Origin of the sequence: Rhizobium esperanzae, from assembly GCF_014197615.1 — a bacterium.
Classification (GTDB): Bacteria; Pseudomonadota; Alphaproteobacteria; order Rhizobiales; family Rhizobiaceae; genus Rhizobium; species Rhizobium esperanzae_A.
Map to the genome: position 1 here is coordinate 18063 of NZ_JACIFY010000027.1, position 14594 is coordinate 32656.

The 14594-nt window shown below is 60.7% G+C and carries 13 protein-coding genes; 6 read left to right on the forward strand and 7 right to left on the reverse strand.

Translation table 11 applies throughout. The features are described 5' to 3' along the window. Positions 1 to 23 precede the first annotated feature (23 nt). The 4 genes from GGD57_RS26940 (at position 24) to GGD57_RS26955 (ending at position 6750) form a co-directional block, all read left to right on the forward strand. Positions 24 to 1157: a calcium:proton antiporter gene (locus GGD57_RS26940; protein WP_184473226.1), complete on the forward strand. Its 1134-nt coding sequence runs from the start codon at positions 24 to 26 to the stop codon at positions 1155 to 1157. Between the two features lie 128 nt (positions 1158 to 1285). After that, positions 1286 to 2050: a DUF4239 domain-containing protein gene (locus GGD57_RS26945; RefSeq protein WP_184473227.1), complete on the forward strand. Its 765-nt coding sequence runs from the start codon at positions 1286 to 1288 to the stop codon at positions 2048 to 2050. Between the two features lie 279 nt (positions 2051 to 2329). After that, positions 2330 to 3526 (forward strand): efflux RND transporter periplasmic adaptor subunit, encoded by a 1197-nt coding sequence (locus tag GGD57_RS26950; RefSeq protein WP_184473228.1) that lies wholly within the window; start codon positions 2330 to 2332, stop codon positions 3524 to 3526. 41 nt (positions 3527 to 3567) lie between these two features. Then, complete coding sequence (locus GGD57_RS26955) at positions 3568 to 6750, forward strand: efflux RND transporter permease subunit (protein WP_184473229.1); 3183 nt, start codon at positions 3568 to 3570, stop codon at positions 6748 to 6750. Between the two features lie 14 nt (positions 6751 to 6764). Here the strand turns inward: GGD57_RS26955 and GGD57_RS26960 are convergent, their stop codons facing one another. The 4 genes from GGD57_RS26960 to GGD57_RS26975 all read right to left on the reverse strand — a co-directional run bounded on the left by GGD57_RS26960 (position 6765) and on the right by GGD57_RS26975 (position 9424). After that, positions 6765 to 7094, reverse strand: a complete 330-nt coding sequence (locus tag GGD57_RS26960; RefSeq protein ID WP_184473230.1) for a hypothetical protein — start codon at positions 7092 to 7094, stop codon at positions 6765 to 6767. Beyond that, entirely contained in the window at positions 7091 to 7879 is a 789-nt protein-coding gene (locus GGD57_RS26965) for a DUF2092 domain-containing protein (protein WP_184473231.1), read from the reverse strand. Before GGD57_RS26965 ends, GGD57_RS26960 begins: the two co-directional genes overlap by 4 nt. A gap of 202 nt (positions 7880 to 8081) precedes the next feature. After that, positions 8082 to 8894, reverse strand: coding sequence for a hypothetical protein (locus tag GGD57_RS26970; RefSeq protein ID WP_184473232.1), 813 nt, complete (start codon positions 8892 to 8894; stop codon positions 8082 to 8084). A gap of 287 nt (positions 8895 to 9181) precedes the next feature. After that, on the reverse strand, positions 9182 to 9424 hold the full coding sequence (locus tag GGD57_RS26975; protein ID WP_184473233.1) for a hypothetical protein: 243 nt from the start codon (positions 9422 to 9424) through the stop codon (positions 9182 to 9184). A 357-nt stretch (positions 9425 to 9781) separates the two neighbouring features. Between GGD57_RS26975 and GGD57_RS26980 the strand changes: the two genes are divergently transcribed. Then, positions 9782 to 10996, forward strand: coding sequence for an alpha/beta hydrolase (locus GGD57_RS26980; protein ID WP_184473234.1), 1215 nt, complete (start codon positions 9782 to 9784; stop codon positions 10994 to 10996). Between the two features lie 104 nt (positions 10997 to 11100). Further along, a complete protein-coding gene (locus GGD57_RS26985; RefSeq protein ID WP_184473235.1) occupies positions 11101 to 11520 on the forward strand; it encodes a potassium channel family protein in 420 nt (139 codons plus the stop codon). 11 nt (positions 11521 to 11531) lie between these two features. Here GGD57_RS26985 and cax read toward each other — a convergent pair whose 3' ends face one another. The 3 genes from cax to GGD57_RS27000 form a co-directional block, all read right to left on the reverse strand. Beyond that, the gene (gene cax, locus GGD57_RS26990) at positions 11532 to 12677 is read right to left on the reverse strand and encodes a calcium/proton exchanger (RefSeq protein ID WP_184473258.1); all 1146 of its coding nucleotides are present in this window, start codon (positions 12675 to 12677) and stop codon (positions 11532 to 11534) included. A 153-nt stretch (positions 12678 to 12830) separates the two neighbouring features. Beyond that, a complete protein-coding gene (locus GGD57_RS26995) occupies positions 12831 to 13463 on the reverse strand; it encodes a response regulator transcription factor (RefSeq protein ID WP_184473236.1) in 633 nt (210 codons plus the stop codon). Positions 13464 to 13587: 124 nt separating this feature from the next. Next, the gene (locus GGD57_RS27000) at positions 13588 to 14532 is read right to left on the reverse strand and encodes a hypothetical protein (RefSeq protein WP_184473237.1); all 945 of its coding nucleotides are present in this window, start codon (positions 14530 to 14532) and stop codon (positions 13588 to 13590) included. Positions 14533 to 14594 lie beyond the last annotated feature (62 nt).

The following is a 14594-nucleotide window of genomic DNA, read 5'->3' on the forward strand; positions in this document are numbered from 1 at the left end:
TTGCCGGAGAACGGGCGGGGTCGATGACGGACGGTCCCGCATTGCGCGCCGTCAGCGCCACCAGCCTGGTGCGCGAGGAATGGTTTCTGGGCGTCAGCATCGCGACGAGCCTGGTCTTTCTTGCTTTCCAGGAGCAGCTCTTCGCGCAGCTTTCCGATCCGCTTTGGTTCACTGTCGTTTTCGGCTGGCTGTTTGCCGTGGTGCTCGGCTCCGCCCTGTCGGTCGTGCGGCACGCAGACCACCTGGCGGAGCGGCTGAAGGAGCCTTACGGTACGCTCATTCTGACGCTTGCCATCACCTCGATCGAGGTCATGGCCATATCGGCCGTCATGCTTCACGGCGAAAACAACCCCACGCTTGCCCGCGACACGCTGTTTGCCGTCGTCATGATCATTCTGAACGGCATGGTCGGCCTCTCCTTGCTGCTCGGCGCCTGGCGGCGACCGGAACAGCAGCACAACCTGCAGGGCGCCAACGCCTATCTCGGCGTGATCGTGCCGCTGGCGACCTTGAGCCTGGTCATGCCGACATTTCTTGCAGGCCCGGACGGACAGCATCCATCGGCAGCGAGACAAATGGTATTGGGCGTAATATCGGTCGGTCTTTACGCGACGTTTCTGTCTCTCCAGGCCGGCCGCCATCACGATTATTTCACCACCGATCGCAACCGCGATCAGCATCCCGGCGAACACGCTCCCACTCGCGGGCAGCTCTGGCCCCATACCGTTCTGCTCTTCGCCTATATGGGTCCGGTCGTCTTTCTGGTCGAGCAGCTTGCACGGCCGATCGACTACATTATCGAAACCCTGCATGCGCCGACCGCTTTCGGCGGCGTTGTCATGGCCATCCTTGTCGCGACGCCCGAGGCGATCAGCGCCGTGCGCGCATCCGTTGCCGATAATCTTCAGCGCTCCGTCAATATCTTTTTGGGTTCGGTCCTATCGACGATCGGGCTGACGGTGCCGGCGATGCTGGTCGTTAGCCGTCTTTACGGGCACCCGGTCACCCTCGGCCTGGAGCACGGCGATCTGGTGATGCTCCTGCTCACTCTCGCCGTCAGCATCATCACCTTTGCCAGCGGCCGCACGCATCTGATGCAGGGTGCCGTCCACCTGGTGCTTTTCCTGGCTTACGTGCTGCTCATCTTCCAACAATGATGTCCGCGCGAGAATAGGAAAGTAAAGAGTTCCACGCTCCGTCTTTCTTCCGCTATGATGACTGCATCTTTTTAGATCTTGCAAGCATCGCAGCTTGCTGGATTGACGTAACGATACGGAGACCGGACTTGAGCTCACTGTTGCTTGGCGGGCTTGTATTTGTTTTTCTGTCGGCGGCGACATCGCTGGGAATGGTTGTGCGCGGCCGTTTGCCGGATCATCATCTCAGCTCGGAATCCAAGGACGTCATCAGGCTGGCGACGGCGGTGGTGGGGACGCTGTCGGCCCTGGCGCTCGGCCTGCTGATCGCATCCGCCAAATCGACCTACGACAATGCCGAGGTGGAGATGAGGACGGCGGCGGCGCGGGTCCTGCTGCTGGACCGCGTCATGGCGCAATACGGCCCGGAAACCGGCGACGCGCGTCGGCTGCTGCGCCAGCTCATCGAAAGACGGCTGAGCCGCGGCTGGACTGCCGAAACCACCGACGAGGCGTCCGGCAAGGCGCTCGGAGAATATCAGGATATCGAGGCGGTTCAGGGCGACCTTCGATCCTTGTCGCCGAAGGATGCCGTCCAGCACTTTCTCCAGACGCGCGCGCTCGATGTCAGTGGCATGGTGGCTGAGACCCACTGGCTGCTGGTCGAATCCGGCAGCGAGGGCCTGCCCTGGGCGTTCCTCGCCGTTCTCGTCTGTTGGCTGTCCCTGCTTTTTGCCACCTTCGGGCTGCAGGCGCCGCCCAACCCGACGGTGATGTCAATTCTCTTCGTCTGCGCGCTCTCCGTCGCCGGTGCGGTGTTCCTGGTCTCGGATATGGCCAATCCGTATGTCGGACTGGTCCGCGTGTCGGACGCCCCCTTGGAATCCGCCCTGAAACGGCTCGGGAAACCCTAACCGCGACGCCCGCTCCGGCTCTTCCGGCCTCGGCAGTTCAATTGTGCACCAAGGGCTATTGCAATTTTGAGCAATGCCGCGACATAATATCGCACGACTTGAACTTCGGCAGGCCGATTGGGGGCCGCCGTCGAGGCACGCATGAAGACGACAGCGCCGCGCGTCGTTCAGAGGCGCAAGGGACGTTGTCGCATTTTTTGAATTGCCTGCATATTTCCTTCAGTCGATCCCGATTGAAGGAACTGTGCAGTGGGCTCTTGACCTGTCGAGGCGGCGGCAATGCGTGGGAGATTGCATCAGGGTCTGCGACTGTTTTTGACATTGGCCGGCATGGCAATGTTTGCCGGCTGCGAGGAGAGCGGCAACACCTATGTGCCCCCTCCGCCGCCTGCGGTTCGGGTCGCACAGCCGGTGCAGCAGCCGGTGACGCTCTATTTCGAACTCACCGGCAATACGGCGCCGCTCAATGCTGTCGATATCGAGGCACGCGTCCAGGGCTATATCCAGTCCATCGACTACCAGGACGGGATGATGGTGAAGAAGGGCACCAAGCTTTTCGGCATCGAGCGCGACACGTACCAGGCGCAGCTCGATCAGGCGAAGGCATCACTTGCCTCGCAGCAGGCTTCGCAGGTCGGCGCAAAGCAGGAATATGACCGGCAGGTCAATCTGTCGAAGCAACAGGTCACCACCCAGACCGCGGTTGACAGCGCCAAGGCGACGCTCGACGAGGCGAACGCCGCCATTCTCAATGCCCAGGCCAATGTCGACCTCGCGACGATCAATCTCGGCTATACCGAGGTGCTCGCCCCCTTCGACGGCATCGTCACCGATCACCTCGTCGATATCGGCACGCTGGTCGGCGTGTCCGGTCCCACCAAACTCGCCAGCATCGTCCAGACCGATCCGCTCTATGCCTATTTCAACGTCAGCGAAACGCAGGTGCTGATGATCAAGGAAACCATGGCAAAGCAAGGACATACCTTCAGGCAGACGGACCTTCCGAGCATACCGGCGGAGATCGGGCTGCAGACGGAAGAAGGTTATCCGCACAAGGGGCATCTCGACTACGCATCACCTCAGCTCGATGCGTCCACCGGCACGCTGCAGGTCCGTGCTCTGTTCGACAACAAGGATCATGCCATGCTGCCCGGCCTCTTCGTCAGAGTCCGAGTGCCGGTCGGCCACAACGACAAGGCGCTGCTGGTGCGCGACGATACGATCGGAACGAACCAGCTCGGCAGCTACGTGCTCGTTCTCGGCAAGGACGACGTCGTCGAGCAGAAGCAGGTCAAGACGGGCCAGCGTGAAGGTCCGCTGCGGGTCATCCAATCCGGCCTCGATCCGGCTGACTGGGTGGTGACCCAGGGGATTCAGCAGGCCATTCCCGGCAGCAAGGTCGCGCCCGAGAAGATGGACATGAACCCGACGGCCAATGCCGCCGGCGATGCCAAGGCCAAAACCACCACGCAGTGAATTCGCCGCCATGCTTCTTCTGAACGTCTGAGGACAACAGCATGATCTCGCGTTTCTTCATCGAGCGACCGGTACTCGCCAACGTCCTGGCATTGGTCTTCGTGCTCGTCGGCGCGGTCGCCCTGTTCCAGCTGCCCGTGGCGCAATATCCGAATGTCGTCCCGCCGACTGTGCAGGTGACGACGCGCTTTCCCGGCGCCAGCGCCCAGACCCTCGTCGACACCGTGGCACTGCCGATCGAGCAGCAGGTCAACGGCGTGCAGGACATGCTCTACATGCAGTCGACCAGCGCCAGCGACGGCACCTATTCGCTGATCGTGACCTTTGCCATCGGAACGGATCCGGATCAGGCGCAGGTTCTGGTACAGAACCGCGTCGCCATCGCAATGTCGTCGCTTCCCGAAGCGGTGCAGCTTCAGGGCGTGACGACGCAGAAGAAATCGACGGCGATCCTCGGTTTCGTCAGCCTGACCTCGCCCGACAGCCGCTATGACAGCCTGTTCCTGTCGAACTACGCCGTCATCAACCTGCAGAACGAACTCGCCCGCCTGCCTGGCGTCGGCAATGTGACGGTCTTCGGCGCCGGCCAATATGCCATGCGGATCTGGATGGATCCGAACCTGCTGCAGGCACGCGGCCTGACGCCGCAGGACGTCGTCAATGTCGTGCAGCAGCAGAGCCAGGAGGTCACCGCCGGGCAGATCGGCATTCCGCCGGTGCCGAAAGGGCAGGTCTTCCAATACACGCTGAATGTCAACGGCCGGCTGAACGACGCCGCCGACTACGAGAACATCGTCGTCAAGGTCGAAAGCGGACAGGGCGGACGCATCACGCGCGTCCGCGATATCGGCCGCGTCGAACTCGGCGCCCAGACCTACAGCCAGTCCTTCACGCAAAACGGCCGGCCGGCAGCCGGCATCGGTATTTTCCAGCTGCCGGAAGCCAACGCCATTGCCGTGGCGCAGGCGGTGAACGCGAAGATGGCGGAGCTCTCGAAGAATTTCCCGCCGGGCCTCGAATATCATCTGCCGTTCGATACGACGAAATTCGTCAAGGCCTCCATCGACGAGGTTTACGTCACCCTGATCGAGGCGGGCGTGCTCGTTCTCATCGTCATTCTGGTTTTCCTGCAGGATTGGCGGGCAATGCTCGTGCCGGCGACCACCGTTCCCGTCACCATCATCGGCGCCTTCGCGGCCATGGCGGCCTTGGGCTTCACGGTCAATCTGTCGACGCTGTTTGCCATCGTTCTCGCGATCGGCATCGTCGTCGATGATGCCATCGTCATCGTCGAGGGCGTCGCCCGGCATATCGAGGCCGGCATGTCGGGCCGCAAGGCGGCAGAGAAAGCGATGGAGGAACTGCTCGGCCCGGTCATGGGCATCACACTGGTGCTGATGGCCGTTTTCATTCCGGCCGCCTTCCTGCCCGGCCTGACCGGGCAGCTCTATCGGCAGTTCGCGCTGGTCATCGCCGCCACCGCGCTGATCAGCGCCGTCAATGCCGTGACGCTGAAACCGACGCAATGCGCTCTTTGGCTGCGAGCACCGGTGCCGCCCGAGAAACGCAACGTCTTCTATCGCGGCTTCAACCGGGGCTATGACTGGGGCGAACGCCATTATGCCGGATTGGTCGGAGCGATGACCCGCCACAGCGGCGTCATGGCGATCGCAGCACTCGCGCTGATCGGCGTCGCCGTCTGGGGGCTCACGCGCCTGCCGACGGCATTCCTGCCGATCGAGGACCAGGGCTATGTGCTCATCAGCGCGCAATTGCCCGATGGCGCCTCGAAAGAGCGGACCGACGCCGTCATGGAAGAGGTCGGCAAGATCGCCGAGGCCGCCCCTGGCGTCGATCAGGTGCTGACCATCAGCGGCCTTTCCGTTCTCGACAACAGCGCCAGCCTGCAGAATGCCGGCGTCGCCTATGTCATTCTCAAGGATTGGGACGAGCGCGGCAAGGAGAAGGGGCAGGACCTGCTGTCGATCTATCAGCATCTGAACGACGCACTGCAGCATGTACTGACCGCCAAAACGCTGGTGGTCGTACCGCCTCCGATCCAGGGCATCGGCAATGCCAACGGCTTTACCATGCAGGTCGAGCTCCGCAACGGCGTCTCCGACTATCCGCTGCTGCAATCGCTTGCCGATACGATCGTCAAGAACGGCAACGCCCAATCATCGCTACAGAGGCTGAGTACGCCGTTTCGCTCGAACGTACCGCAGCTTGCGGTCTCCGTCGATCGCATCAAGGCGGAGACGCTGGGAATTACCGTGGGGCAGGTTTTCTCCGCGCTCTCCGGCTATGTCGGATCGAGCTACGTCACCCAGTTCAACAAATTCGGCCGCACCTTCCAGGTCTATGCGCAAGCCGCTTCCGATTTCCGTGTCAGCCCTGACGATATCCGCAATCTGAAGGTCAAGGCCGGCGACGGGACGATGGTGCCGCTCGGCACGGTGATCGATGTCACCACGACAGAAGGCCCCTCGCTGATCAGCCTCTACAATCTCTATCCCACCGCCACCATCGTCGGCGGACCGGCCGCCGGCTTCAGTTCCGGCCAGTCGCTCGAGGTCATGGAACAGATCGCCGACCATACATTGCCGCCGGGAGCCGGCTTCGAATGGACGGCGCTCTCCTATCAGGAAAAAGCCGTGGGCGGGCAGATCTACTTCATCTTCGCGCTCGCCATGCTGCTCGTCTATTTCGTGCTCGCCGGCCAATATGAAAGCTGGATCCTGCCGCTGGCGGTCATCCTTGCCGTGCCGCTCGCCCTGCTCGGCACGGTGGCGGCACTGACGGCAGCAGGTGTCGCCAACAATCTCTATACCCAGATCGGCCTGATCCTGCTGATTGCGCTGGCCGCCAAGAATGCCATCCTCATCGTCGAATATGCGCGGGAAAAACGGGCGGAAGGCATGGAAATCCTGGACGCGGCCGTCGAGGCCGCCCGGCTGCGTTTCCGGCCGATCCTGATGACGTCCTTCGCCTTTATCCTCGGGGTCCTGCCGCTTGTGCTGGCGACGGGCGCCGGCGCATCGGCCCGCAAATCGATCGGCATCTCGGTCTTCAGCGGCATGATCGCCTCGACCTGCCTCGCCGTGCTCTTCGTTCCCTCGTTCTACGTGCTGCTGCAGCGCCTCGAGGAATATTGGAAGCGGCGCGGAGCCACCGTAAATACGGCCGCGAGGGTGACGGAAACGGAAATATCGAACGTCGGGTAAAACAATCGCGGCAGTTATTGCACGATCACCTGCACATAGACGCTTCCGCTCTTGGCGTAATAGGACGACCCGCACCGATAATAATAGCCGCCATAATAGGCACCGTAGAGACAGCCCGCCGGAAGCACGGCGATGGTCGTCGCCGTCCGCGTGACGACGCGCCGCGTCGTTCTGCGGGCAACGCCCGCATAAGAGAGCGGCGTCAACGGCCTGCCGATGACAGCCTCCGCCGGCGTGGCAAACCCGATCGACAGCGGCATGGAACCTTGGCCCTCGACGCGAAGGTCGGTGAATGTCAGGACACTGGCCAAGCCGAGAATGAACAGCAGCTTGTTATAGGTCATTTCGTTTCTCCCGCATCGGCAGCCGCCGGAAGCTCATCGAGCGATTGCAGCTCGCTGAGATCGACCGTCTTGGCACTGCCGGGAATCTCGATGTTGTAGGAAACGGCCGCGACATCTGCTCCACTCTTGAAATCGTTGATCTCAAGCGTGTACTGCGGCGCCTGGACGACATGTTTGCTGGTGATGACGTAACGGCGGGGTATGGGTTGCGCGCCGGTCTGTATCCAGATCTGCCAGTCGATCTCGGGCGTGCGGAAGGCCAGATATTCGCATTCGACGCCATCCACGAAAGCACTGGAAATGTGTTTGGCCTCGACCACATCGGACATCAGCGTATCGTAGACGTTGGAGGACATCAGATCGGCGCCGGGAGCCTCGACGCCGGCGGTCATCAGCCTGTCGATCAGATCGTCGAGCGAACCCTTCCCGTCGATCTTGGCATAGGCGTCGAGATTCTTGCCATGCACCGTCAGCGACGAACCGTCGAAACTCACGTCGAGATCGGCAAAGCCGCCGGTTCTCGTCACGCGCAATTTGTCGGGACGCGTCAGGTTGGCCGTCCCCGAGCTCACGAACTGGAGTTTCTCGAAGGCAGGCGTCACCGCTTCAAGCGACGATTGGTAGGTGAAGGATATCGTCTTCTGTGCCGCCAGAAAATCGGACATCGTTTTTAGAAGGGCTTTCGCATCATCCGCCCATGCGCTGGTCGGCAGCGCGACCCCGACGGCCAGCGAAGCATAGAGGAGAATCCGCTTCAATCGCGGGAAAGAGAAAGTCGATGACATGGCAATGCCTTTCGTTGGTGTCGTCATTGATTTCATCGAATTGCAGACGGCGGCTGCCGGACCCGCCGCAGCCGGATATGACATGTGAGAGATGCAGTGCATGCATGCGGGCGACGGCCATTTGCCGGCCTTTGCGGGATCGCGCACCGAATTCTGGCTGATGCGCGACGACCTCTTTCTGAGAGCAGGTTTCGAACGGGCGCTACAATCCCGAGGTCAACACGCGATGGCAGGCCGGTGACACGCGTTGCAGATTGTCGCGCAGGCAGGCAATGCCCCGGCCTCCCCCTAAAGGCACCATGCGGCATAAGGCCCGGAAGTCCGCTCCGCAGGTTTCCCGCAGGATCATCACTTCCTCGCGTGGAGAGAAGGACGGCATCATCGCCGGAGGCGGCGTAATCGCGCCGGTGGCAGCCGCATTGCCGGTCGTCGGCGCCGCCGATCCCCCTAATGCCGCAACCGCTTGCTGACATGGCGCCGAGAGAGCGGCACTATGCTGCTGCAGACAGCTGAGCGCCGCCGCACCTCCCGGCGTGACACCGGAACATTGCGCCATGAAATCGCGCTGGCAGGCCGATTTGACCGCATCGCGCTGCGCCTGCGTCGGTTGATGCGCCGGCGTGCCGGTCGCTGGCGCTGGTGTGGCTGTCGCAGGCGCCGGCGTGGTCGCCGCCGTATTGGCCGGCGCAGCCGGCGTTGGCTCCGCGGATGTCGATTTGGGTTTGACGTTCACCGCCGAAACCGCTTTCCGGCAGCCCGCCGAAAGCGTCGCGCTGTGCTGCTGCAGACAGGTGAGCGCCTCGATACCGCCCGGTGTCACCCCGGAGCATTTCGCGATGAAATCGGAGCGGCACTCTGCCTTGATGGCATCGCGCTGCTCTTCGGTCGGCGCTTGCGCCGACGCAGTCCCGGTAAGGAACACCAGTGCGCAGAACGCAGACAAGCCGGAGATGACCGATAGAAGACGACGCCTCCGATCCGGAGAGGCCGGCAGAGAAGATAGCCATTTTCGCATGATTCCCCCCTATAAATCGCTGATCTACTTCATGAAATCGAAATGCGTTCTGAATAGGATAATAGGCGCCGCCGATTGGACGGACGTTGCTTGCTGCCATGAAAATATAAAACGCGCCTGATCTACATATATTAGAATATTATCCCTTTAGCAACTATCTCGTCATCGCGCGAAGGTCGGTTGCAACTCGCAAGAACATGATTTCCTGTCGCCCAGAAACGCAAAAAGCCCCGCAGAGGGGCCTTTTGCGGATGGTCGCGGCGTCGTCACAGAGCTTGCCATTGGGGCTATGCGCAGAGACCTTCCACTTCAGCTTCGATGTCGCTGCAGAGCTGTCTATATTCCGCAATCAATTTGCTGTTAGTCTCCAGGTTGGAACTGAAGCGATCGAGCGCGCTGGTGGCGAGCTCATAGGACTCGAACAGCTCATTGATTGTATCGTTGGAAAGGAGCCGCAACTGGTCGCGCAAAGCTGGTAGCTTGAGCATAAGTTTTTTCCGCCCCCGCTCTTTGATGCGGATGGAATGCATACCGTCCTCACCCTATGCCGTTTCAGGATACATCGGATACGTAATGGTATCCGCCGCAGATCGTTCCATGCCGATGCATTTTCCGATGGGTCATAAATTGACGGTGGGTGGAACGTGCCTCGGAAAAATGGCTGTCATACGGTGATCGATGCCGGCCGGCCGGCCGCATTCCGATCCGGCGGGACTGCCGGGCGAAGGCATAGATGCTACGCGATGTTACAGGCCTTCGGAGTTTGCAGATGCTAGCTTAGCGCCGGCGTCGGCGGTCGCGAGACTTCTCACGTCACGATGCAGGTTGGAAACGGGGTATCGGCCCGCGTGAAATTACTCGAGATATTTCCTTCAGGAGTTTATTGCATGAGCAGGCTCATCCTCTTGCTGGCTCTGCTCCTGATGACGGGCTGTGGCCACCAGACCGGTGTCATGACGCCACTCGCAGCCACAGCGTCAACACCGTCTACCGCAAAGGTCGACATGCTGGTCGCCACGACCCGCCAACCCTCCGGCGATCCGGCGACGCTTTTTAACGGTGAGCGAAGCGCCAAGCCGCATTTGACCGAGGTGTCCATCTCGATACCGACCAATCGCAAGTCGGGAACGGTTCAGTGGCCCGAGCGCCTGCCGCCCAATCCGGCAACGGACTTCGCAGTCACCCGGGTGCAGCAAGTCTCGACAATCGCCGAAGGCCGGGCCTGGTTCAGGCAGCATCCGCAAGGCGGCCACGCGCTGGTCTTCATTCATGGTTTCAACAACACCTACGAAGATTCGGTCTTCCGCCTGGCGCAAATCGTCCATGATAGCGGCATGCAGGCAACGCCGGTGCTGTTCACCTGGCCGTCGCGAGCCGAGGTCGTCGCCTACCAGTACGACAAGGAAAGCACGAATTATTCACGCACCGCTTTGGAGCAGGCCTTGCGCACATTGGCGGACGACCCGAACGTCAAGGACATAACCATCCTCGCCCACTCGATGGGAACGTGGCTGGCCATGGAATCCCTGCGTCAGATGGGAATCCGCGACGGCCGCGTGAACGCGAAAATTCACAATGTCATCCTCGCCTCGCCTGATATCGACATCGATGTCTTCGCCAAACAATATGTCGAACTGGGTGCGCCACGGCCGAAATTCACGATCTTCATGTCCCAGGACGACAAGGCACTGGCCGTCTCGCAGTTCATCAGCGGGCGTGTCTCCCGCCTCGGAGCGATCGACCCGACCCAGGAACCCTATCGTTCAAAGCTGGAGAAAGCGGGCATCACCGCGATCGATCTGACAAAGGTCAAGGCGAAGGATGGCCTCAACCACGGCAAGTTCGCCGAGAGCCCGGAGATCGTGCAATTGATCGGCCAGCGGCTTATGACCGGGCAGCCGCTGACGGATTCAAAAGTGACCCTCGGCCAAGGGATTACAGCCGTCGTCGGAGGCACGGTGTCGACGATTGGCACTGTTGCGGCCTCCGCCGTCGCCGCGCCGGCAATCATCGTCGAGCAGCCGTTGAACCGCAACAAGCGACCAAGCGCAACCGCCGACCAGCTTGACGACAACCTGAAGCCCCAGCCGCTCACACAATAGCCGAGGACCGCTTGGCGAAGCTGGGATTCCTTTTCGGAGGGTACCGTATTTTACGGTAACCTACGTCCTGCTGGCTTGGCTTATGGTGCGGAGGAATATCAGCGTTGTTTCACTTCGTATTCGGCAGCAGCCTCATCGCGGCCACCGTTGCCATTCAAGCGGCGTTCATGTCCGCCGGTCTCAAGGTCTTTCGGCGCCTGGAAGAGACCCGTCCCGAATTTTTATCGAAACGGCCGACTACGATCACCGTGATATGGATCATCTATCTCATGATTCCGATCATGATCGATGTCTGCCTTTGGGCGCTATTTTACGCGCTGATCGACGCTTTGCCGAGCTTCGAGGACGCCATATATTTTTCGACCGTTACTTTCACCACAGTGGGTTATGGCGATATTGTCCTGGCAAAGGAATGGCGCCAGGTAGCCCCTTTCGAAGCGGTCAATGGCTGGATCATCTTCGGCTGGGCGACCGCGCTGATGATGGCAATTATTCAGCGCCTGTACTTCCGTTCCGGCACGTAAAGAATAAACCGTCAGGACGGCACGGCAGGCGGCAAAAGAAACAGCGTGAGCCCGAAAATCGCGTAGACGGCCAACGCCATGACGCCCATATACCAGACACCGCGACCGCCGTTGGACAGGAAGGTCGCCGCCATGGTGGCGATCAGCATCATGGCGACCGCGCCAGGCCAGAATTGCAGGGACATCGGTTGGGGACCGAGGAAATAGCTGACGATCACCAGGATCGGCGCGACGAAGAGCGCGATCTGTGCGGCGCTGCCCAATGCGATGCCGACACTGAGATCGAGACGGTTGGCGCGCGCCGCCGAAAACGCGGTTGTCATTTCCGCCGCGCCGCCGACCAGCGCAACGACAATGAAGCCGACGAAAGCGGGCGTCATGCCGAGGCGGTCGGCCGCTGCCTGAACCGAGCCGACGAAGATTTCACTGACCAGCGCGACGAAAAGCGTAACGACGACAAGAATGACGACGCTGACAGTGAGCGGCCATGAGCTGTGACCCTCCTCGGCGTCGCTCGCGCTTGCAAACAATTCGCGGTGTGTTTTCAGGGAAAACAGCATGCCCATCGCATAGACGGCGATGAGCAGCACGGCCAGGCCCAGGCTCAGTTTCTGTGAAACGACGGATGTTTGATCCACATCGCTGATGATCGACGGCACCATGATAGCGACGGTCGCCAGGAACAGCAGGCAGGCCTGGAAGCGCGCATTGACCCTATTGAATTCCTGCACATGATGCTTCAGTCCTCCGAACAGAAATGCACCCCCCAGCAGGAACAGGGTGTTGGTGACGATGGCGCCGGCAAGTGATGCCTTGACCAGCAGATACTGGCCGGCCTGCAAGGCAGCCAGCGAGATCACCAGTTCGGTCAGATTTCCGAGAGTGGCATTGAGCAGGCCCCCGACCGCATCTCCCGTCCGCGCGGAGACCGCCTCGGTTGCGCGGCTTAAAAGCATTGCCAGGGGCACGATCGCACAGACCGACATGGCAAAAAGCAGCGTATGCGCTTGCGGAGATGTCTGCTCGAGCACAATGACGAGCGGAACGAAGACGATCAGCACCAGCAACGGCGCTTGCCGAACCTCGGTCACTGCGGCCCTTGTTATCGCGGAGATGCGTGATGGCGCGATGGCGTCTCTCTGCTCAAGATTACGCATGGCAATCCCCCGTCTCTTTGGCCCCTTGGATTGTCCTTTGGACAAGCATACGGAAAGGTCTGCGTTCGCGCATTGATCCCAGTCAAAAGTTGAAACATTCGCGTAAACTGCGCGGCATTGCGCCGGCGGCATGCCCAAGGCAGCGCCTTGATTTCAACTGGCGGATCGCAGCCAGCTGTTGCCCGAAGGCCTGAGCGGGATCACCATTTTCATCAACTGAGGGAGATTGCGGGCCTTCATCTTTGCCATGACATTTGCACGATGCACTTCGACGGTGCGTGCGCTGATGCCGAGTTCAAAAGCGATCTGCTTGTTTTGAAGCCCGTCCACGATCCCGGTCAGCACCTGCTGCTCGCGCTGGGTCAATTGGTGAATACGCGCCAGCACGACATCGTCACGCTGTTCCTCCGATATATCGGAATGCGCCGTCGCTTCCTTGATCGCGGCGATAAGGACGTCTTCCTTGAAAGGCTTTTCGATGAAGTCGACGGCGCCCGCCTTCATCGCCTGAACCGCCAGGGCAATATCCCCTTTCCCGCTGATGATGATCGCCGGTATGCCGTTGTGGCGCGCCTTCAGACATTCCAGCAGTTCGACACCGTCAACCCCTTGCATCGGGAGTTCCGTCAGCAGGCAACATTTTCCTTCCGAAAGAGGCTGATCCAGAAACGCACTCGCAGACGCATGTGCGCGTACAGCAAAGCCGGCGCAGACGAGCAGGAAAGTCAGAGACTTTCGAACCTCTTCTTCATCATCGACGATGTGTACGGTGATGTCGTTTTGCATGAACCACCTCGCCCGTAGCGCATCCGGCCAGGGACGCCCTGAACAAATGCCCCAGTCAAAGACTAGCACCGTCAGGCTGCAAGTGCCTGTAGCATCACGTAAGCTCTCGCGATGGAGGTTGACGTCATTGCCGGCTGGATATCGCGTCGGCGATCTGCCGGGCGATTTCTTCCTGGACGTCGAGAATACTCCGGCCCTCGAAGGTTCTGTCATAAGCGCCCGTCCAGGTTACCGTGCCGTCGGCGCGATCGACCAGCCGGATTTGGACATGCAGCCTGGAGCCTTCCGTTCCCAAGCTTCCCTGCAGGGAAAGCTGCCGTTGGTTTGACGCAACGATCTGCGTTTGCGGACCGGCCGCTTTGACGACGATGGAGTTGATCTTCGTCAGCTGCGCGATCACTTCGTCCGTCAGCCCTTTGGCGATCTCCGCATCGCCATTCTGGCGACCTGTGCCGACCAGAGGCTCGACGAGGATCTCAGCCCTCAATTCATCTCCCTTGGACGAGAGCGAGGCGACCGAGGGGGTGGAGGAGCCGAAAAGTCCTTCGAGCGGCCGGATCAGAGAGAGGATCGCCACAAGACCAAGGACAAGCGGCACGCCGATCGGCAGGAGGAGGTCCCGATAGGATGACGGCTTCTGTTGGGCCGCTGGCGCCGTGTGCCGACGATTGCCCTTTGGCTCGGAACGGCTTTCTGGTGAGATCGGCTGCCTTACGATAAAGCTCGGTACGTATCGGCCCTTGGGAATGGTGATCTGGATCGGATCGTCTCGTCCAACCACCAGATAGTAGCGCTCCAGAGCCCGGCGGATACGCCCCGCTTCGATGCGAACGACCGGGTCGTTTTGCGCATCGAAGGACGCATCCCGGCCGAAGACCGCCTGGGCAATTGCGTAGGCTTTCAGGTTCGTCTCCCGTCCTGCCAGGGTTTCGGCGACAATATATGCCAGAAACCGTCGGCTGCGGTCCGGAGCCTGGAATTCCACACTCGATAGGATGCGATCAAGCTGATCGCGGACCCTTACGGGGTCCGCTGTCGGATCGTCACCTTGCCCGCCCTGCGAGCCCATCGCGCCCTCCCGTGAACACGCCGTTTGACTTCACCGGTGCTCGATGACGACGCTTGTCGTTT

What these genes read in the sequence shown, in the direction of transcription:
- GGD57_RS26950 (WP_184473228.1), top strand. Translation starts at nt 2,330, where the DNA reads ATGCGTGGGAGATTGCATCAGGGTCTGCGACTGTTTTTGACATTGGCC.
- GGD57_RS27000 (WP_184473237.1), bottom strand. Translation starts at nt 14,532, where the DNA reads ATGGGCTCGCAGGGCGGGCAAGGTGACGATCCGACAGCGGACCCCGTA.
- GGD57_RS26960 (WP_184473230.1), bottom strand. Translation starts at nt 7,094, where the DNA reads ATGACCTATAACAAGCTGCTGTTCATTCTCGGCTTGGCCAGTGTCCTG.
- GGD57_RS26995 (WP_184473236.1), bottom strand. Translation starts at nt 13,463, where the DNA reads ATGCAAAACGACATCACCGTACACATCGTCGATGATGAAGAAGAGGTT.
- GGD57_RS26955 (WP_184473229.1), top strand. Translation starts at nt 3,568, where the DNA reads ATGATCTCGCGTTTCTTCATCGAGCGACCGGTACTCGCCAACGTCCTG.
- GGD57_RS26965 (WP_184473231.1), bottom strand. Translation starts at nt 7,879, where the DNA reads ATGTCATCGACTTTCTCTTTCCCGCGATTGAAGCGGATTCTCCTCTAT.
- GGD57_RS26970 (WP_184473232.1), bottom strand. Translation starts at nt 8,894, where the DNA reads ATGCGAAAATGGCTATCTTCTCTGCCGGCCTCTCCGGATCGGAGGCGT.
- GGD57_RS26975 (WP_184473233.1), bottom strand. Translation starts at nt 9,424, where the DNA reads ATGCATTCCATCCGCATCAAAGAGCGGGGGCGGAAAAAACTTATGCTC.
- GGD57_RS26980 (WP_184473234.1), top strand. Translation starts at nt 9,782, where the DNA reads ATGAGCAGGCTCATCCTCTTGCTGGCTCTGCTCCTGATGACGGGCTGT.
- GGD57_RS26940 (WP_184473226.1), top strand. Translation starts at nt 24, where the DNA reads ATGACGGACGGTCCCGCATTGCGCGCCGTCAGCGCCACCAGCCTGGTG.
- cax (WP_184473258.1), bottom strand. Translation starts at nt 12,677, where the DNA reads ATGCGTAATCTTGAGCAGAGAGACGCCATCGCGCCATCACGCATCTCC.